The sequence below is a fragment of the Methanobrevibacter sp. genome, assembly GCF_030539665.1.
Lineage (GTDB): Archaea > Methanobacteriota > Methanobacteria > Methanobacteriales > Methanobacteriaceae > Methanocatella.
The window spans coordinates 129,268-150,385 of the sequence record NZ_JAUNXR010000003.1; the positions used below are offsets into that span (position 1 = coordinate 129,268).

Genomic DNA, 21,118 nt, shown 5'->3' on the forward strand with positions numbered 1-21,118 from the left:
TGAGAATTGTTCGTAAATGATAAAACTAAATAAAAATTCATAAAAAAAAGATGAAAAATTATTCCATCTTAACAGTAACAGAACCTAATGGAGCGTTAGTTGATTGATTGGAAATAACTTTTCCGTCCTTTAAAAGTTGTGCTTCAATTAAACCATCGTCATTTGATTGTTTTGTAACAGTAACACTAATAGAGGAATTTCCATTTAAAGAATATGTAGCATTACTTTCGTTGTAGAAATTAACGTATCCATCACCATCGGTTATACTGGCAGACCATGGACCTTCACCAATAACTTTTAAAACAACCCCTGAAGATTCATTATCTGAACTGATGGAATTTAAGTCAACATTAAATGATGAAAAAGCTACAACAGCAAAAACAACAATGATAATAACAAGCCCAATTACCCATTTATGTTTCATATTTTCAACGTCCAAATACTAAAAAAAATAAAAAAAAATTGAAAGGAAAAATCCTTACAATTATTCTGTTGCTAATCTGTCGTATTCTTCTAATGCTTTAGCAAGAGCTGGAGCACAGTCAATTAAGTGGTTGTCCATGGTTAATTCTTTTGCGTCTAATCCCATAGCAATACCGTATAATTGAGCTAAGTGGAATACAGGAATGCTGAAGTTGGTTCCGTATTTTTTGTTAACTTCAGTTTGACCTACATCAAATTGTAAGTGACAGAATGGGCAAACGTTTACAATAGCGTCTACACCTGCAGCTTGCATGTTTTCTAATTTTTCTTTGGTCATGCTTAAGGTTACGTCGATGTCTCTAGATCTTAATCCTCCACCAGCACCACAACATAACATTTTTTCTTCGTATGGAATGGATTTTGCACCGGTGATTTCTATAAGATCATCTAAGATGGATGGGTCTTCTGCAGATTCTTCAATACCTACTTCTTTGGTAGGTTTTAAGAAGTGACATCCGTAGTGAGCAGCAACGTTTAAGTTTACTGGTTTTTCTACGATAGATGCTAATTTTTCAAATCCTACATCGTCTCTTAAAATTTGGGCAAAGTGTTTTACGTCAATGGTACCTTTGTATTCTCTTCCTACTTCAGCGAGAATTTCGTTGATTTCTTCTTTAGCTTCTGGGTCTTCTTTTAATAAGTTGTTACATTCGAGTAAAGAACCGAAACATCCGTTACATTCAGTCATAATGTCCATTCCCATATCTTCAGCAATGGTTAAGTTACGAGCTGCGATGGATGCCCATGTTTTTTCATCGAAAGAACCGAATACACCAGGAGCAGGACAACAGGATGCTCCTTCCATATCTTTTAACTCAATATCTAATGCGTCAAATAAAATTCTGGTTGCTTTTTCTACACCAGGGTAACGGTTGTTCATAATACAACCTAAGAAATATGCTACTTCCATATTATCTCCTCAATAAAAATAATTTAATCTTTTAATTCTCCAGTTGCTTCATCATAGCCGATTAATTCGTCAAATCCGGTAAGTTTACAGATTTTTTGAACTTCTTCTAATGCTTCTGGGAACATGTGAGTAGTAGGTGGTAAAGGTCCGAGTCCTACTCTTTCTCTTAATTCTTTAGTTACAGGGTTAATTGGTACACCGTGACCAGTGGTAATTACGAATAAACCAGTCATTTTGTGAGCTTTTGCCATGTATCCTGCGTGTGCAGCAATATTTCTTGCTTTTTTAACAATTCCTACAATAATTACACTTCTAGGACATCTTTCTTGACAGGTGTAACAGGTAGTACACATCCATAAAGCATCATCAGAGATTACGTCGTCTTTTAATCCGAGTAAACATTTTCTTACTAATTGTCTTACTTTATAAGGAGTTCTTCTTCCTGAAGGACAGGATCCACCACAAGTACCACATTGGAAACAGTTTTTAACAGTTTCAATTCCTGCATCAATAAAAGCTGCAGTAAAGTCTTTGTCGAGACTTTCGCTAGTTATTAATTCTTTATCTGTTAATAAAGTCATATTATCTCTCTCTTTATCATTTTCGTCAGTATTTTCATCTTCGATTTCATCTTCGTTTTCTTCAGGTTCAACTTCTTCAGCTTCATCATCTGATTCATCTTCAGAAGCATCTTCCTCATCAATAAGATCAGAACCTTCTTCTTCAGCCTTTTCTTCCTCTTCAGCAACTTCATTAATCCTTTCTTGAGCAACTTCAGTAGCTTCTTCAGCTAACTCAGGAATAGTAGTTTCTTCAGATTTTTCTTCCTCTTCAGCAACTTCATTAATCCTTTCTTGAGCAACTTCAGTAGCTTCTTCAGCTAACTCAGGAATAGTAGTTTCTTCAGATTTTTCAACCTCAGTTTCAGGGACAGATTCTTTCTTATCTAAATCTTTTTCAGAAGGTATGTCTTTGGAACCTGATTCAGGTTTTGAAATCGGTTCAGAACTTTTTTTTCCAGAAACGATATTATCATCAAGTTTCTCTTTTGAAGATGTAACTTTAACGTTTTCTTCAGCTTTTGCTGTAGAATCGTTTTTTTCTTCCTTATCTCCTCCTCCAAATAGAGAACGGAGACGACTTAAAATAGACATTGAAAACACACCTTGGATAATCATTGGATAAATTCCTCACATCCTTACTATAAATTTTAATGAAAACCATATATAAAGGTTACTAAATTTTCGATGAGTGTAACCTAAAAGGTGACACATTATTTGACAACATTAAAATAAAACAACCTATAATAAATATTAACATTAATGAAAGGGTTGTTAAGCTTGATAAGAAAATTTGAAATTAAATCACATGACGGACCAGCAAGACTAGGAAAATTAGATGGGGAACTTACCCCAAGGCTATTTAACAGGAACACCATGAAAATAGCCCCATGCGAAGGATCATCATACAATATAGACAAAGAGATAGCTGAAATGAATGTAAGGGAAACATTGAAAAAGGCTAAAGAAAATGTTGAAGAATGCGACTTTGCAGTAATCCAAGGTTCAAAATACATTGATTTAAGAGTAAAATGCGCTAAGAAACTTGAAGAGATTGGATATAACGGTTTCCTGATAGCCAATAGTGACGAGTTACTGCTCCATCCAAGAGATCTGGTGGATATGATAGTCACATTAAAAAAAGAGTTAAGCCCAACCAGTTTTCTGATATTTACTTTTGCAGAACCATCATTCATGCCCCTTCTCTGTTATATAGGAGTTGACGGATTTCTTACAGACTCCGCAAACTATTACAGCTATTTGAATGACCTGATGACTGCCACCAAAACTTATGATTTAGACGAATATGCCCTTTTTGATGATCTAACCAGGGAAAAACTAGAGGAATACAATATCCATACCCTTGAATTCGTAATTCGTGAAATCCAGGCACACATTAAGAACAAGTCCTTGAGAAATCTTGTAGAGGAAAGATCAACTACAACACCTCAAAACATTTCAGCCCTGAAAATACTGGATAAAAAATACATGAGCTATTTGCTTGAAAATACTCAGCTATATTAAAAAAAAAAGAATTGAAAAAGATAATTTAGATATAATTATCTATTTTTTTAATGAAGTATGCTCTTGGATGTGCACATACTGGACATTTTTCTGGTGCTTCAATACCATATTCTAAGTGACCGCAATTAGCACATTCCCAAATGATTTCTTCCTCTTTTTTAAAGACGGTACCGTCTTCTACATTTTTGATAAGTTCATCATATCTTTGATGGTGAGCCTTTTCCACTTCTGCAACTTTTCTGAAGTAGTCTGCAATTTCGGTGAATCCTTCTTTTTCTGCAGTTTCTGCAAAGCCAGGATACATTTCGGTCCATTCCCAATCTTCACCTGCAGTTGCATCTTTAAGATTGGTAAAAGTGTCAGGTACTCCGTCATCGTGCATGATTTTGAACCACATTTTAGCGTGAGCCAATTCATTGTGGGAAGTGGTTTCGAATACTTCTTGGAACCCTACATAACCGTCTTTTTTAGCTTTTTTAGCGTAAATAAGGTATTTTACAACATTTTGACATTCGCCAGAATATGCTGCTTTAAGGTTTTCGAAAGTTTGAGTTCCTTCTAATTTGCTTAAGTCTTCGTTTTGGATTAATTCTTCACCCATGTTAATCATCTCCTTTTTGATTAAAGTTACATAGTACAACTTAATATATAAACGTTTTGCTATTATGGGAAACTATAAAATTTCAAATGAATTTATTAGTGCATCGTACTCATCCAAGAGATCATTTCTTGGATTGACTGTTCTTAGCTCAAATATGTATATGTTGTTTAAATAAATGAAAACATAAGTGTAAATTTCAAAAACGATATCTGGAGTGCTCATTTCAGCAACTACCTTAATCGCATCCTTTCCCGCTCTTGAAACCAAATCTGATTCCATGAGTACTCCGCCGTCATCGGTAATCATGTCCTCCATTTTGAGCTTGAATTCTTCTAGGTTTGCATGTGTTGGAAACATTACAACATTAAGAAGGTTTTCATCGCCTTTTGACAGTGTAGCTATACAATCGGGATTGTTGAAAGTATCCGGTTGTTCTTTTTCCCAGGTTACGGGATATTTGAAAGAAATCTTTTTGTTTTTGAATGTTTTAAGTTCCATATTTTCCATCTCCATTTTAATCTATTATTTCGATATCAATAGTATTTATATCTTCTTCATTATCCTCTTCTAAGGTGTCAATATATTTTGAAAACGGTTCTGGAAGTTTGGGCATTACCTCTTTCAGCACTTCTGCAGCATCCAGTTCAAGAATCTGGCCATCGAAGAGGTGGTCAAGATCCATGTCAAACTCAAATGGTTTCAATAGGTCGTCGGTAGGGACAACCAAATTAATGTTCTTCTTATTCAAAAGCATTTTAATCATGCTTGTGTTCCTAATCTCTTCATTGATTGCATCCATGGTACTGTTTATCTCGAATGCTATAGCTTTATTCTTCTCATTGACCTCTTTTTTGGAGTTTTCTATTGACTGCTCCAACCTTTTGGCCAGCATCTGGTTTTTGGCATTTATATTTTCCCTTGCCTCGTCAATAACAACATTGATTGCCTTCAAGATTGACTTGTTGAGCTCCACATTGTATGCAAGAATCATCTTGTTCTTATAGTCAAGCTCTTTAAAGATAGCTACCCTTTCCTCATCGATTTTGTTTAGTTTATCGTTCAATTCAGCAATCTTGTCATTGGCCTGTATAAGTTTCTCCTTATCATTGAGCTGGTCTTTAAGGTCAAAAACGTCATCAAAAAAAGAATCCTTGAGGGTTTTGACCTGTTCTGTAAGTTCTTCGATTTGGCCGTCCTTTTGTTTGATTTCCTCACTGCAATTACATTTTGCCAGCTTCTCATATTCTTCAAGAGATAGGACGATTACCTCATCATCATTTTCAAACGGATCATCTTCAAGTAAATTAACCTTTTTTTGCACAACTTCCTTCTTACTGTTATCCTCACTGCTTAAAGTTGTTTCTGTATAAACCTCAACAGTTCGTATTTCCCTTTTTAGCATATACAACACCTAAAAATGATTATTTCTTATATAATCTATAATAAAATTACTAGATATAAAAAGTTTTACATTAAATTGCTAAAATCAGATTTCTGGAGAAAAAAATAAAAAATAAAAAATGAAAAAAATTAGGATGCTTCTTCTTCTTTTATCCAGAGTTCCATGGCCTCCTCAACGGCTTCGGAGTACCACCCTGTTTTGAAGAGCATTTTTGATGAAGCCAGTTTTCTAAAATGCAGATCCACATCGTTGTTGATTGAAATAGTAACACGCTTTGTTTTTTTCATACAAAAAGGTAATACTTGAAAATATATAAGTATTAAGTTTTTAAAATTATGAAATTTATGAAAAAATAATGAAAAATATCACAGAAGTAAGTTTTAAAAAAATGTGCAAAAACATGTGAAGCAACAAAAAATAAATCTGAAAGTTGTTGCCCGAAACTGTCTGAATGAAACGGATTTTTTTATTGGAGAAATTATGATTTTATGAAAAGGAGCAACATTTTCTTCAAAACTTGAAGATACGTATAGAAAAATCATTTGTTTCTTTTTCAATTGATGAAAAAACCCTATGAAAAATTTCATGATATGAAAATTAAAACTGAAAATAAAAGAAAAATATTTAAATATAATGAACATTAAAGTATAAAACGATATGAATATAAATTCATGTCATTCTCATAATAAAATGATCAGTCAATCATTTTATAATCTCCAAGATATAAGAGAAGATAAACAAAAAGTAGGGAAAAAAGGACACATTTTTCCTACTACCCATCTTATTTTTAAATTTCCTCAAGAATTTCAGGATCGGCCCCTGCAATCTCAACCAAATATTCAGCCTCAACAATATGAAGCTTGGATGGAATTATAATGCAATGAAGAGGACCTCCAAAATCATAATCGATTAATTCGGAGATTTTTCCCGCCTTTACGATACAGTCCTTGGAACCAACGCGAGCAATGCCCATGGCAAGGGTATCTTCATTTATAAGCCCTTCCTCATCCAGACTCTCATTGATGCTCATCAAATATTCCAGACCTTCATTTACGGTCATGTAACGATTTTTGTGAGCCTGAATATCTAATAAAACAAGAGTGTGCATATCCATCTTTAAATTTTCCTCAATAGCGAAATATGGAGATTTAGGATAGAAATTATAATCAGGAAATGGAATTGTGGTTACCTTTCCAAACTTATAGGCCTGAAGGCCAGAAATAGCTGGTGCAGATGATAAAATTGAAGAACCGTGAATTACCTCATAGTCAATCCCCTTTTGACTGCATTCTACCAGAAATTCAGAATGTGTGGTTGCGATTAAAGGATCTCCTCCAGTGATTAAAGCTACATTGCTGTCTTTTGCCTCATCCAAGAATTTACTTTCCTCTTCAACTTCATTGCGAACAAGAACTTCAATTTCATTGCCGATCAATTCTTCAATAGCTTCAAATGAAGAACCGAACAATCTTGAAGTGAAAAACTCGGCATAAATCTTATCAACATTTTTTAAACATTCCAAAGCTTTTAAACTCATGTCCTTTTCATCAAATAAACCTAAACCAACTAAATAAAACATAAATATATATTTTAATAAAAAAAAATTTAAACTTAACTATTACAATAATTTGAGGAAAACCATGAAGGCCGTAAAAGTTCCATTAAAGCAATTGAATGACGTTCGTAAAATCCTAATGGAAGAAAAACTTATGAATATGGACTATAAAATAAAAACCGAAGATGGATTCGGCTATATTCCATTAAACGAGAATACTGATAGCTATGAAGTATGCGATATTGAATTGGAGCCATTGAAAAAATATCCTAAGAATTTTACAGACCTGCTGAAAGGAATTCTAACTGAAGAAGAAAGCGAAGAGCTGAAAACCTCATTTGACATCATCGGAGACATCGTGATTGTAGAGATTCCCGAAAATCTTGAAAGCAAAAAGTCAGAGATTGGAGAAGCTACCTTAAGGTTTACCAAACGCAAATCCGTCTTCATGAAAAAAAGTGCAATACATGGAACTACCAGGATAAGGGATTTGGAGCTAATTGCAGGGGAGGACAACAGCGTAACAATCCATAAGGAACATGGAACCCGTTTGAATCTGAATGTTGAAGAGGTCTATTTCTCACCAAGACTTGCCACCGAAAGAAAACGTGTCAGCGATAGCGTTGAAGATAATGAAAAAATATTGGACATGTTTTGTGGAATCGGACCGTTTCCTGTAGTTATAGCTAAAAACAACAATGTAGATGTAACTGCAGTTGACATCAATGACAGGGCCATTGAATACCTGAAAAACAACATAAAACTCAACAAGCTGAAAGGAACAATCAGGCCAATCTGTAGCGACATAACTAAAGTTGAGTTTAAAACAAAATTTGATAGAATAATTATGAACCTTCCAGGTCTTGCATATACTTTCCTTGACCTTGCAATTGATTTGATTGATGATGGTGGAATAATCAACTATTATGAATTCTCTGATTCATTCGGACAGGGCATTGAAAGGCTACAGAATGCGGCTTCCAAAAAAAATAAGAATGTTGAGATTTTAAACACCCGCAAAGTGAAATCCTCCAGCCCGGGAATGTGGCATGTTGCAATCGATGCCAAGATTACTGGCTAAAAACAATAATAATGCCCAAATCAATCAAATAAACCTTCTTGGAACTTTTATATAATGTTACATCCATAATAATAAAATAGAATGAGATGTTCTTCAACACCATTCTTAAGAAAATACTTGTATATTCTACGAGATATTTCCATAAATCCTTCAATTCGTGTTGGGAAAATGTCTAACAGCAGATAGTATGTTTACAAAGCAAAATTCGCTTTGCGAACATTGTTAGACGCTAATGCTTTTTTTTGCTTTGAAACTTTAATTAAAATTAAATATAGCTCAGAAATAGTTTCATTATTTGATTTTCAATAAGATGATCGTATATGAAAAATACAATAATCACAAAATAGAAACTATCTAAATCGGATCGATAATGCCCTCTTCAGTTATAATTCCTGTAATCAATTCCTTTGGAATAATGTCAAAAGCAGGATTTATAACTTCAGTTCCTTCAGGGCAGATTCTGCATCCACCATAATATCTGACTTCATCAGCATCTCTTTCCTCTATTTCAGTGTCAAAAATTGAGGCTTCAAAATCGAATGTGGATAAAGGTGCAGCTACATAAAACGGCACATGGAAATGATTGGCTGCAAGAGCAACCATCAGTGAACCGATCTTGTTGACAACCCCTCCTTTTGCTATTCTATCGGCACCAATCACTATTTTGTTTATCTTGTACTGGGACATGAGATAACCTGACGCTACATCTGGAATAAGCTTTACCGGAATTCCTTCCTGTTGCATTTCCCAAACGCTCAATCTTGCACCCTGACCTCTAGGCCTTGTTTCATCACAGATTACATTAATGTCCTTTCCCTGATGAAATGCTGAACGTACGACTCCCAAAGCAGTCCCATAATCCACACATGCAAGAGCGCCTGCGTTACAGTGTGTTAAAATTGTATCTCCATCCTCAATTATTTCAGCACCATGACGGCCAATAGCCAGATTGGTATCAATGTCTTCCTGATACATTTTCAAAGCCTCTTCAAGAGGGTCTTCACTTTTAGCAACCCTGTCAACAGCCCAGAAAAGATTGATTGCAGTAGGCCTTGCCGCCTTTATCTCTTCAGCCGCCTTTTCCATATCCTCACCTGCAAGATATGCCAATGCCATACCGAATGCTGCAGCCACTCCAATAGCTGGAGCTCCCCTTACAATCATGTCCTTGATGGCCACTATAACATCCTCATAGTTTTCGCAGTAGACATAGCTAAGTTCATCCGGAATTTTAGTCTGATCGATTAGTTTCAATTTGTTGTCTTCCCATTCAAGAGTTCTCATTGTTAAACATCCTAAAACGTTAATTATGTTCAATTGTAATAATGATATTCATATTTATTATAAAAGCAACTATTAAATATTGCTTATTGAATAAATCATTAGCTGATAAAAAAAAAATGATGAAAAATAAAAAGGCAATTGCACTCTAAAACAACCCATTTATTCTTTCTTTGTCCTCTATTTCATCCTTACTTTTAAAATACATTTCAACGAAATATATTGATTTTTCTGCTTTGTTATAGACAAAAGTTATTCTAAAACCAGAATTGGCTCCCCTATTCATCTTTTCACAATAAAATCTTTTAACAACAAATACCGGCAAATAGACCTTCTTTGATAAACCTTGAATCTTAAAATACTTATTGTTGTCTGTAGGCACTTCATAGTCATTGTTTCTTATATCTGTAGTTAATGCAATTTTGAACCTTTCAAAATCTTTTTCCATAGATGGGCATCTTTTGACAAATTTGCTTTTTTCCTTGAAAAATTTATCATGACCATCAAAATTAAAATCAGATATCATAATCTCTCACAGTGTATTCCTCATCGCGATAGAATACAAACCCATAATCTATAATATCGTAATCTTCTGTTGCCATCCAAGGCATATCCCTATGAGAATATTCGCTTATTTCAGATGCATTCATATTCCCAATCTTGTTTATCACATCATCTATAACTTCTTTTTCTATATTCAACAGATCTTTAGCATTAGGTTCTGTTAAAGAAACCATGGAATATTGTTTTCTTTTTGAGTCAATCTGATGTTCGATTTCTTCAATTTTATTTTCAAAAATCAACTCTTCTTTAGCTTCAAAAAAATGCTTAGGGACAGGACCTCTAGGATATTTCTCATAATCCTCATGAGCAATAAAATTTTCATATAATTCAAAGTAATTGAATTCTGAAAAATACAGCAATTTATACAGTACCGTCCTACCAAAATTTCTTTTATGTCCGCATTTACTGACAATATAATGTATCATTGCTTTGAATTTATCCTTATTGAATGCATTGCGATAACTCATTTTACTTCCTCATCGTATTAAATAATATTATGAAAATGAAGCATTTGAGCCATTGAACAACAGTTCAAATATCTCCATCATTCATAGTAACATATTACTCTTACTTTTATAATCATTTTTGGCTAGCATTAGAAAAGTATGTCAACCTTTACATCCTTAAATACATGAAAATTGCATTTGTTTCAGCCTCATTGGTATTGTCTGAATCAATTATATTACCATCAGGATTCAAGAGATTTACAGTTGTGGTTCCAATTCCAGTTTGATCAACTGTTATGCTTGCATAATGATTTACCTGACCCAAATCAATTGTTGCATTGGAAGTGCCTGTTTTTTGAATGTTGTGGCCATCTACGATAATGTATGCTACCCATTGAGCATTAGATTCAATTTGTACGGAATATTGGTCCGGAACCGCATTAGTAGGTAATTCATGTTCAATATTAACATTGTAGCCGGTTTCTGTATCAACACCAATACCTAAAATGGTTACGGCTCCCCCTACTGAGACGGAAACTATGATGATGATGAAAATTGCAATAATCTTTTTATCTTCTTTCCAATTCATATCTATTACCTTTAAAATTTTTTTGATAAAAATAGTATTATCCAATTAGTATATAATGTTAATGGAAAGAAATGTTTTCTTAAAAAAAGTTGATTATTTGAAAGTTGAAAAGGTGAATTCCCCCCGGGAAATGCACCTTCCTATCATGATTAGTTTAATACTCTTACATTTTCGATTAATTCTGTTTTGACTCCGTCAGGCATATCGTCTAAAAGTTGATCAATGTCCACTGGGTCTTTGCCGAAATCAGCTATTTTGATTTTACCGTTAGGACATTCAAATTTAAGTTCGATTGCATCAGTGTGGACTTTTTCGTCGATTGTTTCTTTATGTTCTGCATAGAATTCTGCGAAGTCAGCTTTACTGTCAAATACATATAATCCGTCTTGTGGTTTTTCATAACTCATATTTACATCTCCTAAATAATATTTGTTTTAACTTGAAAAGTTACAAGACTTATTAGAATAAAAATAATATATAAACTTTTGGATTTGTATTTTTTAAAAAAAAGAGAATTAGCTATTTAAAAATTCCACGATTAAAATAGCTGTCTTGTTCTGCTGATCCAAACTTGAAATAATAGACTTGTTATCTCCCTTTTGAAGTCCGTAGTCCCCAAAGTTTCCATGGTTTCCGCCGGAAATTATTTTTTCAATTGAATTTTCAGGCCAGTATTTCTTAGCTTCCTTATATGACTCCAGATTCAGGACTCCGTCCTTATCCCCATAGATGGATAGCATACTGATTTTGCCGTCGATTTTTTCTGAAGGATATGATGCGAGAAGCACTATATCATCTATTTTATCCTTATGGTCATTTGCATAGCTGCTGGCCACTATTCCACCTAAAGAATGGCCTGACATTGCCCATTGGGTGTAGTTGTACCTTTCAATTATTGGAGTTGCCTTGTCGCTTCCGAAAAATGCAAAGTTAAATGGCATGTCCACCAAAAAGCAGTCCACTCCATCAGAAGCTATTTCATTCATCAAGTTTGCATATGCCTTTGCCTCTACCTTAGCTCCGGGATAGAATATTATTGCCTCATCTTTTCCAGGGCCGTCAAAAAAGTACCCTTCATCGATTTTGGTCACGTTTACATTCTGAGTGCTTTTCAAGGCCTCATCAGCCACATCGGTTCCATGATAATAGTCTCCGAAGTAGATGAAGAATGCACCTGCGACTACTGCAATAATGCAGACCATTATAATACCTATTCTTTTCATATTCATAAAAACTCGTCCCAATAATAGCTTTGTTTGTGATTTTAATAAATTTTGCGAAAAGCCGAGCAATTCATTTTGGTGTTGGATGAAAGGTAATTCAAAATGACCAAGTTCAAATCAAAAACTTCATTATATTATTCCTGTATTCAAAAGTTATGAAAACGAATATTTTAAAAAAAAATGGCAAATTAGCTACAGATATTTATCCATAAATGCTTGAATGTATCTATATGTATTTTCTGAAGGTTTTTCGAGCATTGCATATGCCGCAAATTTTTCATCATTTCCGAATAAAATAAATGGAACTCCATCTCCCAAATTCAGTTCAAATTCATCCTGATAAGGCTGATTCAATATTTCCCCTATGTAGAGAGACTTTTCAACCACATCGTCCAGCTTACCCAGATACCCTCCTTATAAAATGCAACAATAATATCATCTGGATTATCCTCATTTCTTAATGAATCCAATATCTTAATGTTCCTAAGCTCATCTAGCTTTTCATTTGTATAGAAAGAAGCGCTTTGTTCTGCAAGAGTCTTATATTCCTCTTTAATTCCGGGATTGTTTTCATCCAAAATCATTGATAAAGTGAAAATCCCTGATAACATTAATAAAACAATGTCCTACTGTTTAATATGAGTTTTTCTGGAAAATTTTAAAGAGCCATTAGCTGAAAGTTTCAGGGACAGTAAAAAATTGATGGTCGGATTGTATGTTATATTAATCGTTGCCATAATTGTTTTATGGCTTCTCTCAGGAAGCATGATTGGATCCAAAATATCTCGTTTGGGTGTTCAAATTTGTTTTTTGGCAAAATCCATTCAGAAAAAACTGAAAATAATATAAAAAAAGAGTTTGTTATAGAATTCAAATCTATAACAGATTTACCGTATTAACTAAATCTTGGGATACTCTGTTTGCTTCTCCTACCGCAGCTACCTCCACTAGAGTATAATTATCATAACTGAAGGCAAATATCTGTGACATGTAAGGACCTGCTGTATATTTTAAAGGGCTTAATCCCCCCACATGACTGCCAATTTCTTGTATGGCGAATCCCTGATTCATAATCTCCTTGACAGTCAAACTTTCTGATTTTGCTAACCCCAAACTTATTAATTCTCCATTTGGACCCTCAAAATCCATAAACAACATGTCATCTTTTTCATCTACTTCCGTTACTGTGTATCCACTTGCTACGAGTTTGGATTTAATTTCTTCACGAATTTCCTCCAATGACCTTTCCTCTGTTTCGTTCATTTCATCTTCAGACACATTTTCATCAGTCGTTTCCACACCATCTGCCGATGCATTTTCGCCGCTCAGCACAACTGCACATACCACTCCAAATACCACTATTATGACTATGCAGATCAATGCTAACTTTTTATCGTTCACTTTAAATCTCCCTTTTATCTTTGGTTGGTTTATGAATGATTCAAAGAACATTGAAAAATATCATATATAACCCAATAATTCTCAGGCCTTTTTTAAAGACTGATTTCCATCCCTGCCAAAACGTTTGATTTACAGCAAGGATTGATTAAATTCATTGGACAATGCTGCCAATTCTCATTTTGGCTGTTCTATGAATCTACATAATATTCTATAATATAATTTTAAGCACTTAAGATAAATAAAATTACACACCAATAACACATATTTCTTTTAAAATATATGAAAATATTGTTTTTAAATGAAAATGAAAATCAAAAAATATAAAATAGAAACAATGTAATTTAAGTTGCTGATTTCATGTTTAAACTAAATATGTCTGAAAAAACTCATTATTGAATGAATATCCTTAGAAACATTTAATTCGTTTTTTTATTAATAATATTCAAAAAAATTATTTCGAGCCAGAATTACAAATTCCTGGTAAACCTACAATCGGGAAAGTTTTCGCATCCTAAAAAACTACCAAATTTCCCATTTCTTTCTTTAAGAATTCCCCCGCATTCTGGACATGTTTCAACATCATCGTCTTCATTTTGCTCCTTTTTCACATCCACGGAAAACCTGCATTCAGGAAAATTCTCACAACTCAAAAACTCACCAAACTTACCATCCTTCTTAACAAGAGCACCACCACAATTCGGACACTTTCCGGATGATCCGTCAATAGGGATGTCGTTATCATTCACATCCACGGAAAACCTGCATTCAGGAAAATTCTCACAACTCAAAAACTCACCAAACTTACCATCCTTCTTAACAAGAGAGCCACCACAATTCGGACATTTCATATTAAAACCCCAAACAAAACATTAGAATTGCAATCGGTTCCTGAAAAATTCTTTCAGCAAACTTGAATTGCAATCCCTTTATAATTTTTATGCCAATAATACCTTATAAAATCATTCAAAATAATATTTTAAATATTCTCCAATCTTCAATAAATACTCAATGAACATTCAACTGAACCACCTATTCTTATTAAACTCCATTTATTCCATACCTGAGACATTAAATTACTTGGCTGAAGAACGGTTTTGAAACTCCCTGAATGTTATATCTTGGAGCATGCTGCTTTATTGTTTCCTGTTCTAAAAAGTTCAGTTCTGATTTATGGCATTCAATTACTTCAAATTCAATGTCTTCCAAATTATCTTCAATAAATAAATACATTGCCAAATGTTTTGTTAGATTATATTTTCCGTCATCTTTTTTTATGCTATCCAATATTTCATTAATGTCGGCATGCCAATGGTCTTTTAAGCGATTTCTCAAATTGCCGCTTTGACCAACATAAAAAACTTCATCATTATGAATTAGAAGATAAATTCCACATTTTCCTGAAAAAGACTCAATATGATCAAGATTATCCAAATTATACCTAAATCTGCCTGTAATTTCATCCCTTTTGACTTTATCGTCTTCCAATTTGATTTTAATGTCATCATTCAAATCTGTAAAGACAACAACATTGCCTTCCTTTTCTTCATCGAATTTCCTATCAACTAAAGAAAAAGGATAAAGTCTTGGTGAAACCATATTATAATCCCAATAAAGAGTATTGACATGATTATTGTTAATTTTCCTATCGTTAACATTGGTAATCAACAAGTCAATTTCTCCATTGTTGAATTTGTCCATGACAATCTGCTTGAACCCCTTTTTGGAATAGGTCCTAGAGCCCATGTCAAACATCTCGTTAAAGTCTTTCTGAATTTCCTTCAATTGGGATTTGATCCTATGCCTTTCCTCTAATTTGAACTCGTCGTGTCCTTTGCTAAGCACAGCTATCTTCAAATCGGTTTTTTCCTTTAAAATGTCGTAGTACCTTAAAACTGAACTTGTTGATGGGGCGAAAAGTATGGCAGAGTACTTTGAGTTTTTTGTTTTTGTTAAATGATTGCTTATTATCCATTTGCCGATTTTTTCAATCCTTTGCTGGGAACTTAAGAATCCTATGGACAAATCCAGATTGTCCAAATTATCATCCCCAACGAATTCCAAATCGGTTTTTGATAGAAAACCGTCATTCATTGCATCATCCAATGAATATTCGCTTACCTTATTATTGAAATAATGATTGATCTTACGAAAATGACCTAACTTTTTTTTAAAGTCTGGCATGGTCAAGAATCCGTATAGCCTATAATTTCTAAACATCCTTCTTAAAGGAGCCATATTGTCAGTCTGGGTTGTTAACATGCAATCATCAATTATGAATACACAGTTCAAATTAGAAAACTTCCCTATCTTCTTGGCCTCATATTTGAGAGAATAGTTGAAAATTGAGCTTGAAACCATAACAAGTTTTTCTGATGAAATCCTGTTGAGGAATTTTTTGGTAGGTACCGATAATAATCCGCTTTCCCTAAATAGGATATCCCTTTTGGATGTTATAAGAATGACCTTGTCAACATCAGGCAACCTTTCAAAGCATTTTGCCAATGCATAGGAAGATATGGAATTGCCGGACGCTGAACAGTGCAGCGCATATCCATTTTCACCCTCATTGTACTTTTCCAATAATTTCCCAATAGCATTCCTTTGGTAATGCCTTAAGGATATGAGTTCATTATTAATCACAAATTCTTCATCCAATATGTTATCTACCTTAAAATCCATAAACAATCCTCCAATATAACCATTTAATAAATATGGCAAAATTTAGCTGATTACATCCATTGTTGGCCGTGTGCATCAACATGATTAATGTTTGGATATATGCTGGGAAGAATATCTTATAAACATACTTCACTTTTCCCACATTCATCCAATCCTTCATGAAGATTTATTACCTGACACAATATTTTTCTAAGATCCAATAAATAAGCAAAGAGATTTATTCAATTATAACTCCCGCAATGTTAAGCAAGTCAATTCCGAACATGTTGAACAGTTCCGCTCCAAAATCCATATAGGTGTCTTGTTCCATATTGTGACCTCCAAAATTTAGAACTTCGCCACCATCAAAAACTAATGATAATATCCAAGAACAGCCACCGAAAAATAGGTGATTACTATTTATGGCTTTTTTCGAATATTCAATGAAGTTCCATTTAAAGACACCAAATTTTTTTATAAGAGAAACAATATTTTTAATGTCATGATCCGAATGAGTTATTTTTTTACCTCCATGAGTTATCAATTCATTTTCCTCAAAATCCAAATGAAATGAAGCAACAGTACTTGTAAATAAGTCTCCACATTCTTCTGAATAATCCATTTTCTTTAAAATCAATTCCTTACCTGTTTGCTTATTGTGAATTCCATTTTTATTAATAAAATAATCCTTTTCTGTAACTAATTTTTTAATGTTATCTGAATTAAAAACATCAAAACCTATCCCCTTTTCAAAGATTTCAAATAATTTTGATGGAATTTCATCGTAAAAAAATGTAAAATATTCACTTCCTTGATTAAAATATTCCACTTCCCTAGAATAAAAAACCATTACGGTCAAATCACAATCCAAAAGTGGATTTTTTTTATATTCCTCTTTAAAATTCTTTATAACACTATTTAGTTCATCCATATCTAGATTATTTAAATTAATTATCTCTTCAGTATAAAAACTATGAATATCTTTAAAAATATTTTTGCTTTCCTCATTTAATATAATGCATATTGGCGGACCATAAATCTCTTTCTCTTTAAAATACCCTTTATTGTTTTCAAAATCAAAAATAAATCGATAAGTTTCGTAGGAAGACTCCTTTTCAGCTACATTAAACCAGGATGTAAGACTAATTTTTTTAATGGAACTTTCTTTCATAATATTAATTATGTTATTAATATATTAATAAATTATGGTTAATGAGAGTTTTTTCTGTTAGGGTAATTTTTACTTATGCCAAAGGCATCTTAAAAAACTCAAACCAATCAAAAACAAAAAGTTCATTAATAGCCATATACATATAATGTGTGCAACTATTTTGGATGATAACAATGTGCGAAAATGATTATGATTTGGAAGATGACTTTATTTGTGTTAATTCATGTTTCGCCCAAAGACATCTAAAAAAACTATAGAGTATGTTCAATATAAGTACGGAAAATACTAAAGAGGTGCAAAAAATGGAGAATTGTGTAAGAATACTAAAGATAAAAAAAGTCATCGTAAAAAACGATGGCATAGAGTTGTATAACCAAAATGGTGTTTTAAATGCCGTATTTAAAGGTAACACAACAGTTGAAAAACTCAAAGCAAGATTTCCAAATCTTGAAATAAAACAAGGTACTGGAAGTTTAAAAAGTGTAAAAGAGGAATTCTTTAAGAATTCCCAATAAACTAATTGGAGGAATACGTTAATTCATGTTTCGCCCAAAGACATCTAAAAAAACGAAAAGTACTTGCAGAAAATGACATTGTTGTAAGAGAATACTGTAATTTACACGGTCTCTGGGAAAACTAATTTAAGAATTTCATATTCTTAAATCTCTTTTTTTATTTTTCATTATTTTTTCTTTAATCCTAACTGTATTTTAAACAAATTTTTTATACTTCTTTCAATAGATATTAAACTATTATAGGTTAATTCATGTTTCGCCCAAAGACATCTAAAAAAACCCTTCCTAATTTTCCTTAAAACATAGCTTTAAAGCTTTCTCCATCCTTCCTTAAAAAGCATTATTAGGAACGCTGAAATTATTACTAAAATGAGGATGGTTTCCTAAATTCTAAAAAAATAAAAAAAAGAGTTAGTAATGACTTTGTGGAGTCATTCCTAAATGATGATCTTCTGATTTTTTGCCTGGAATTCCGTATGCGTCTGCCCTGCATTGGGTACATGCCCTGAATACCGGCAACACTTCTTCCACTTCGCCCCTTACCTTTTCCATCATTGAACAGCCAGGACGTTCGTAGTCCTTCATCTTGTTTAATGGTATTAAAGGCAATACGTTCATAAGTGAAGCTCCGCGCTCCTTTACCTCTTTAGCTATTTCTACTATGTGGTCGTCATTCAATCCTGGAATAAGAACTGAGTTGACCTTGACCACCATTCCGTTTTCAGCTGCCTTTTGAATTCCTTCCAATTGGTTTTTGATGAGAATTTCTACAGCTTCACGTCCTTTTATGATTTCGCCATCATAGTTTATGAATGTGTAGATTTCCTTTGCTATGTCCGGATCAATTGCATTTACTGTTACGGTTACGGAGTTTACTCCTAGCTCAGCTAATTTATCCGCATATTTTGGAAGCAGGAGTCCGTTGGTACTCATACATTTGATTAGATCAGGATTGGTATCCTGAAGTTTTTCAAAGAATTCTAGGGTTTCCTCGTTTGCAAGGGAATCTCCAGGTCCTGCAACTCCAACAACTGCGATTGGTCCTTCAGCTGTTACTTCTTCTATGTGTTTGATTGCATCGTCTGGTTTCATTACGCAGGATGCAACCCCTGGACGGTCCTCCTGATCGTTTTTTAAGTCCCTTGTACAGAAATTACAGTAAATATTACATTTTGGTGCAACTGGAACGTGTGCTCTTCCTACTTTATCATGTACTTTTTCATTGAAGCATGGGTGTGCTTTTGTTATGTGTGCAAATTTAGAGCCATTGCCTACCATAATATCACTACCTTTTTATTATATTTGTTTGTATATTAAGGAACTAATTTAAATACTTTGCTATTCAACACCATTAAGTTCGTCGATGTAAACATGCATTTTCTCAATCCAATCGTCTTTAATCAACTCATCGGTAGCTATGACTGCAATGATATCCCCCTCAGACATGTCTTTAATGATCTTAAAGCCCTCAGGCAAAATTCTGAATATTGCATCATAGATTCTTCTCTGGAGGTTAGAATGAGGGTCATCCACAACCATGGTCGCCAAATCTGTTTGATCTCCAGGAAGCTCGATGTTGAATCTTGTTGGCTGATAAATATCCTCCCTTGAAAACATGAACCAAAGCTTCTTCAGGATATTTGGAAGGTAATTTTCATTTTCAACAAAAATGTCAGTTACATCCTCATCCTTCTTATATCTTAATTTTGCAATGTCTTCAAGCTTTTTAGCAGAGGATGTTTTCTTCATCTGAATGGCCAATATGAAAACGGGCTCTCTAGGATCGACAAATGCTTTTAAATCCTGTACAGAAGGTCCAAGAACCAAGTCCTGGAAAATTTGCTTGATAATCATTTCATATACTTCTGCACCTTTTTTATCATAGCATTCAACTAACATAAAATCATCTCAAAGTCTATTTGTCTTGTCTGTGTCCCATTCCAGATACTAAAAGTGCAGCTCCAACAGCACCGATGTGTTGTGAGTATTCAGGAACAATAACATCAATTCCACCTAACATTTCACTAACGGCTTCAACAAGACCAGAAATCAAGGAAGTTCCCCCTACCTGAATAAGAGGTTCTCTTAAGTCAATTTCCTGGAGTTGTTGTTCATAGACCTGTTCAGCTACAGAGTGACATGCAGCTGCCGCAGCATCAGCCTTGGAACCTCCTGCAGCCAATGTAGTAACCAAGTCCTGAATACCGAATACAATACAGTAACTGTTTAGCAATGCATTGCGATAGTTACCCTGCAATGCCAATGGTCCCAATTGGTCGATTGTTACGTCCAAACGACGGGAAGTCATGTCCAAGAATCTTCCGGAAGCACCTGCACAGATACCACCCATTGTGAAGTTGTCAGGAATTCCATCGTTTACTGTGATTACCTTGTTGTCCATACCACCAATATCTAACACGGTAGCTTCACCCTTCTGATGACCTGCCAAATATACTGCACCTTTTGCGTTAACTGACAGTTCTTCCTGAATCAATTCTGCATTTAACTGTTTACCGATGTTTATACGACCATATCCTGTAGTTCCAATACCGTCCACATCATCGATTGTGTATCCTGTTCCTTCAAATGCCTCGTCAACACCAATGAATACGGATTCCATGATGTCCTTGGTTTCTGTCCAGCCGGTTCCTATAACCTTGTTGTTTTCCATAGCTACAACCTTGGTTGTTGTTGAACCTGAATCGATACCTAAGGTCAATCCTTCTTGTTTTTCACGAGCAAGAATGCTTCTACGTGTTACTGTAGTAGCTAACGCTTCCATACGGATAAACAATTCGTCTGCCTTTGTTCTTTCTGTAAATGAATAGGTAACTACAGGTATACGAGTATTGTCCTGAATAAATTTACGTACCGCGTTTCTTACAAGCGCACCTTCTGCACATCTAAAACAGGTTGCAATAAATACCGCATCCGCCTTGCTTTTTCCTTCAACGATTGACATTGCTCTTGCAATCATCAACTTTAAGCTTGAACTCTGTGCTGAAAAACCGAATTTAGCACAAGCTTCCTCAATATAATCCAAATCAATTTCAGGAAGAACGATTTCCGCTCCAAATGTAAGAGCTGCTTTTTCAATTTCTTTTTGAACACCACTGTATTCTGTTCCACATGAAACTAAAGCGATTTTAACCAT

Annotated in this window: 27 protein-coding genes; 4 read left to right on the top strand and 23 right to left on the bottom strand. The window is 34.0% G+C overall.

Features of this window, described 5'->3' with window-relative positions; translation table 11 throughout:
- Positions 1-58: 58 nt before the first annotated feature.
- Genes Q4P18_RS04775 through hdrC form a run of 3 tightly spaced genes read right to left on the bottom strand, consistent with a single transcriptional unit; the run spans position 59 to position 2,547 of the window.
- Complete coding sequence (locus tag Q4P18_RS04775) at positions 59-424, bottom strand: hypothetical protein (protein WP_303336233.1); 366 nt, start codon at positions 422-424, stop codon at positions 59-61.
- A gap of 60 nt (positions 425-484) precedes the next feature.
- Entirely contained in the window at positions 485-1,393 is a 909-nt protein-coding gene (hdrB, locus tag Q4P18_RS04780; protein ID WP_303336234.1) for a CoB--CoM heterodisulfide reductase subunit B, read from the bottom strand.
- Between the two features lie 23 nt (positions 1,394-1,416).
- Entirely contained in the window at positions 1,417-2,547 is a 1,131-nt protein-coding gene (gene hdrC, locus Q4P18_RS04785; RefSeq protein WP_303336236.1) for a CoB--CoM heterodisulfide reductase subunit C, read from the bottom strand.
- Positions 2,548-2,733: 186 nt separating this feature from the next.
- Between hdrC and Q4P18_RS04790 the strand changes: the two genes are divergently transcribed.
- Positions 2,734-3,477, top strand: a complete 744-nt coding sequence (locus Q4P18_RS04790) for an archaeosine tRNA-ribosyltransferase (protein WP_303336239.1) — start codon at positions 2,734-2,736, stop codon at positions 3,475-3,477.
- A 25-nt stretch (positions 3,478-3,502) separates the two neighbouring features.
- Here Q4P18_RS04790 and rbr read toward each other — a convergent pair whose 3' ends face one another.
- The 5 genes from rbr to dph5 all read right to left on the bottom strand — a co-directional run bounded on the left by rbr (position 3,503) and on the right by dph5 (position 7,059).
- Positions 3,503-4,078: a rubrerythrin gene (gene rbr / locus Q4P18_RS04795; RefSeq protein ID WP_303336241.1), complete on the bottom strand. Its 576-nt coding sequence runs from the start codon at positions 4,076-4,078 to the stop codon at positions 3,503-3,505.
- A gap of 72 nt (positions 4,079-4,150) precedes the next feature.
- Complete coding sequence (locus Q4P18_RS04800; RefSeq protein WP_303336243.1) at positions 4,151-4,576, bottom strand: hypothetical protein; 426 nt, start codon at positions 4,574-4,576, stop codon at positions 4,151-4,153.
- Positions 4,577-4,592: 16 nt separating this feature from the next.
- A complete protein-coding gene (locus tag Q4P18_RS04805; protein ID WP_303336245.1) occupies positions 4,593-5,480 on the bottom strand; it encodes a hypothetical protein in 888 nt (295 codons plus the stop codon).
- 128 nt (positions 5,481-5,608) lie between these two features.
- Complete coding sequence (locus Q4P18_RS04810; protein ID WP_303336247.1) at positions 5,609-5,767, bottom strand: hypothetical protein; 159 nt, start codon at positions 5,765-5,767, stop codon at positions 5,609-5,611.
- A gap of 500 nt (positions 5,768-6,267) precedes the next feature.
- Positions 6,268-7,059: a diphthine synthase gene (dph5, locus tag Q4P18_RS04815; RefSeq protein WP_303336249.1), complete on the bottom strand. Its 792-nt coding sequence runs from the start codon at positions 7,057-7,059 to the stop codon at positions 6,268-6,270.
- Positions 7,060-7,120: 61 nt separating this feature from the next.
- Between dph5 and Q4P18_RS04820 the strand changes: the two genes are divergently transcribed.
- A complete protein-coding gene (locus tag Q4P18_RS04820) occupies positions 7,121-8,116 on the top strand; it encodes a class I SAM-dependent methyltransferase family protein (protein WP_303336251.1) in 996 nt (331 codons plus the stop codon).
- Between the two features lie 354 nt (positions 8,117-8,470).
- Here Q4P18_RS04820 and mtnA read toward each other — a convergent pair whose 3' ends face one another.
- The 12 genes from mtnA to Q4P18_RS04880 all read right to left on the bottom strand — a co-directional run bounded on the left by mtnA (position 8,471) and on the right by Q4P18_RS04880 (position 17,449).
- On the bottom strand, positions 8,471-9,400 hold the full coding sequence (gene mtnA, locus Q4P18_RS04825; RefSeq protein WP_303336252.1) for an S-methyl-5-thioribose-1-phosphate isomerase: 930 nt from the start codon (positions 9,398-9,400) through the stop codon (positions 8,471-8,473).
- A gap of 145 nt (positions 9,401-9,545) precedes the next feature.
- A complete protein-coding gene (locus tag Q4P18_RS04830; RefSeq protein ID WP_303336254.1) occupies positions 9,546-9,923 on the bottom strand; it encodes a hypothetical protein in 378 nt (125 codons plus the stop codon).
- On the bottom strand, positions 9,913-10,428 hold the full coding sequence (locus tag Q4P18_RS04835; protein ID WP_303336256.1) for a Panacea domain-containing protein: 516 nt from the start codon (positions 10,426-10,428) through the stop codon (positions 9,913-9,915). The genes Q4P18_RS04830 and Q4P18_RS04835 overlap by 11 nt, the downstream gene beginning before the upstream one ends.
- Positions 10,429-10,576: 148 nt before the next feature.
- Positions 10,577-10,996, bottom strand: coding sequence for a hypothetical protein (locus tag Q4P18_RS04840; protein WP_303336258.1), 420 nt, complete (start codon positions 10,994-10,996; stop codon positions 10,577-10,579).
- 149 nt (positions 10,997-11,145) lie between these two features.
- A complete protein-coding gene (locus Q4P18_RS04845) occupies positions 11,146-11,403 on the bottom strand; it encodes a hypothetical protein (protein ID WP_303336260.1) in 258 nt (85 codons plus the stop codon).
- A gap of 108 nt (positions 11,404-11,511) precedes the next feature.
- Complete coding sequence (locus Q4P18_RS04850) at positions 11,512-12,225, bottom strand: alpha/beta fold hydrolase (protein ID WP_303336262.1); 714 nt, start codon at positions 12,223-12,225, stop codon at positions 11,512-11,514.
- Positions 12,226-12,411: 186 nt separating this feature from the next.
- Complete coding sequence (locus Q4P18_RS04855; RefSeq protein WP_303336264.1) at positions 12,412-12,606, bottom strand: hypothetical protein; 195 nt, start codon at positions 12,604-12,606, stop codon at positions 12,412-12,414.
- Entirely contained in the window at positions 12,582-12,803 is a 222-nt protein-coding gene (locus tag Q4P18_RS04860; protein ID WP_303336265.1) for a hypothetical protein, read from the bottom strand. Before Q4P18_RS04860 ends, Q4P18_RS04855 begins: the two co-directional genes overlap by 25 nt.
- Positions 12,804-13,095: 292 nt before the next feature.
- Positions 13,096-13,566 carry a hypothetical protein gene (locus tag Q4P18_RS04865; RefSeq protein WP_303336267.1) on the bottom strand — a complete coding sequence of 157 codons (471 nt, stop codon included), beginning with the start codon at positions 13,564-13,566 and terminating at the stop codon, positions 13,096-13,098.
- Between the two features lie 521 nt (positions 13,567-14,087).
- Positions 14,088-14,468, bottom strand: a complete 381-nt coding sequence (locus Q4P18_RS04870; protein WP_303336269.1) for a type I DNA topoisomerase — start codon at positions 14,466-14,468, stop codon at positions 14,088-14,090.
- 220 nt (positions 14,469-14,688) lie between these two features.
- Complete coding sequence (locus Q4P18_RS04875) at positions 14,689-16,299, bottom strand: GIY-YIG nuclease family protein (protein ID WP_303336271.1); 1,611 nt, start codon at positions 16,297-16,299, stop codon at positions 14,689-14,691.
- 217 nt (positions 16,300-16,516) lie between these two features.
- Positions 16,517-17,449 carry a hypothetical protein gene (locus Q4P18_RS04880; RefSeq protein WP_303336273.1) on the bottom strand — a complete coding sequence of 311 codons (933 nt, stop codon included), beginning with the start codon at positions 17,447-17,449 and terminating at the stop codon, positions 16,517-16,519.
- A 302-nt stretch (positions 17,450-17,751) separates the two neighbouring features.
- Between Q4P18_RS04880 and Q4P18_RS04885 the strand changes: the two genes are divergently transcribed.
- Both Q4P18_RS04885 and Q4P18_RS08520 read left to right on the top strand, forming a co-directional pair.
- Positions 17,752-17,964 (top strand): hypothetical protein, encoded by a 213-nt coding sequence (locus Q4P18_RS04885; protein ID WP_303336276.1) that lies wholly within the window; start codon positions 17,752-17,754, stop codon positions 17,962-17,964.
- A gap of 5 nt (positions 17,965-17,969) precedes the next feature.
- Positions 17,970-18,089, top strand: a complete 120-nt coding sequence (locus Q4P18_RS08520; RefSeq protein WP_368660187.1) for a desulfoferrodoxin family protein — start codon at positions 17,970-17,972, stop codon at positions 18,087-18,089.
- A gap of 286 nt (positions 18,090-18,375) precedes the next feature.
- On the opposite strand, the gene Q4P18_RS04890 is transcribed toward Q4P18_RS08520, so the two are convergent.
- Genes Q4P18_RS04890 through Q4P18_RS04900 form a run of 3 tightly spaced genes read right to left on the bottom strand, consistent with a single transcriptional unit; the run spans position 18,376 to position 21,118 of the window.
- Positions 18,376-19,245 carry a radical SAM protein gene (locus Q4P18_RS04890; RefSeq protein WP_303336569.1) on the bottom strand — a complete coding sequence of 290 codons (870 nt, stop codon included), beginning with the start codon at positions 19,243-19,245 and terminating at the stop codon, positions 18,376-18,378.
- Positions 19,246-19,302: 57 nt separating this feature from the next.
- Positions 19,303-19,863 carry a methanogenesis marker 17 protein gene (locus Q4P18_RS04895; protein ID WP_303336278.1) on the bottom strand — a complete coding sequence of 187 codons (561 nt, stop codon included), beginning with the start codon at positions 19,861-19,863 and terminating at the stop codon, positions 19,303-19,305.
- 16 nt (positions 19,864-19,879) lie between these two features.
- On the bottom strand, positions 19,880-21,118 hold the full coding sequence (locus tag Q4P18_RS04900) for a methanogenesis marker 15 protein (protein WP_303336280.1): 1,239 nt from the start codon (positions 21,116-21,118) through the stop codon (positions 19,880-19,882).

Excerpts from the sequence above, each read along its gene's own strand:
- Q4P18_RS04775 (WP_303336233.1), bottom strand. The coding sequence starts at position 424 with ATGAAACATAAATGGGTAATTGGGCTTGTTATTATCATTGTTGTTTTT.
- hdrB (WP_303336234.1), bottom strand. The coding sequence starts at position 1,393 with ATGGAAGTAGCATATTTCTTAGGTTGTATTATGAACAACCGTTACCCT.
- hdrC (WP_303336236.1), bottom strand. The coding sequence starts at position 2,547 with ATGTCTATTTTAAGTCGTCTCCGTTCTCTATTTGGAGGAGGAGATAAG.
- rbr (WP_303336241.1), bottom strand. The coding sequence starts at position 4,078 with ATGGGTGAAGAATTAATCCAAAACGAAGACTTAAGCAAATTAGAAGGA.
- Q4P18_RS04800 (WP_303336243.1), bottom strand. The coding sequence starts at position 4,576 with ATGGAACTTAAAACATTCAAAAACAAAAAGATTTCTTTCAAATATCCC.
- Q4P18_RS04805 (WP_303336245.1), bottom strand. The coding sequence starts at position 5,480 with ATGCTAAAAAGGGAAATACGAACTGTTGAGGTTTATACAGAAACAACT.
- Q4P18_RS04810 (WP_303336247.1), bottom strand. The coding sequence starts at position 5,767 with ATGAAAAAAACAAAGCGTGTTACTATTTCAATCAACAACGATGTGGAT.
- dph5 (WP_303336249.1), bottom strand. The coding sequence starts at position 7,059 with ATGTTTTATTTAGTTGGTTTAGGTTTATTTGATGAAAAGGACATGAGT.
- Q4P18_RS04820 (WP_303336251.1), top strand. The coding sequence starts at position 7,121 with ATGAAGGCCGTAAAAGTTCCATTAAAGCAATTGAATGACGTTCGTAAA.
- mtnA (WP_303336252.1), bottom strand. The coding sequence starts at position 9,400 with ATGAGAACTCTTGAATGGGAAGACAACAAATTGAAACTAATCGATCAG.
- Q4P18_RS04830 (WP_303336254.1), bottom strand. The coding sequence starts at position 9,923 with ATGATATCTGATTTTAATTTTGATGGTCATGATAAATTTTTCAAGGAA.
- Q4P18_RS04835 (WP_303336256.1), bottom strand. The coding sequence starts at position 10,428 with ATGAGTTATCGCAATGCATTCAATAAGGATAAATTCAAAGCAATGATA.
- Q4P18_RS04840 (WP_303336258.1), bottom strand. The coding sequence starts at position 10,996 with ATGAATTGGAAAGAAGATAAAAAGATTATTGCAATTTTCATCATCATC.
- Q4P18_RS04845 (WP_303336260.1), bottom strand. The coding sequence starts at position 11,403 with ATGAGTTATGAAAAACCACAAGACGGATTATATGTATTTGACAGTAAA.
- Q4P18_RS04850 (WP_303336262.1), bottom strand. The coding sequence starts at position 12,225 with ATGAATATGAAAAGAATAGGTATTATAATGGTCTGCATTATTGCAGTA.
- Q4P18_RS04860 (WP_303336265.1), bottom strand. The coding sequence starts at position 12,803 with ATGATTTTGGATGAAAACAATCCCGGAATTAAAGAGGAATATAAGACT.
- Q4P18_RS04870 (WP_303336269.1), bottom strand. The coding sequence starts at position 14,468 with ATGAAATGTCCGAATTGTGGTGGCTCTCTTGTTAAGAAGGATGGTAAG.
- Q4P18_RS04875 (WP_303336271.1), bottom strand. The coding sequence starts at position 16,299 with ATGGATTTTAAGGTAGATAACATATTGGATGAAGAATTTGTGATTAAT.
- Q4P18_RS04880 (WP_303336273.1), bottom strand. The coding sequence starts at position 17,449 with ATGAAAGAAAGTTCCATTAAAAAAATTAGTCTTACATCCTGGTTTAAT.
- Q4P18_RS04885 (WP_303336276.1), top strand. The coding sequence starts at position 17,752 with ATGGAGAATTGTGTAAGAATACTAAAGATAAAAAAAGTCATCGTAAAA.
- Q4P18_RS04895 (WP_303336278.1), bottom strand. The coding sequence starts at position 19,863 with ATGTTAGTTGAATGCTATGATAAAAAAGGTGCAGAAGTATATGAAATG.
- Q4P18_RS04900 (WP_303336280.1), bottom strand. The coding sequence starts at position 21,118 with ATGGTTAAAATCGCTTTAGTTTCATGTGGAACAGAATACAGTGGTGTT.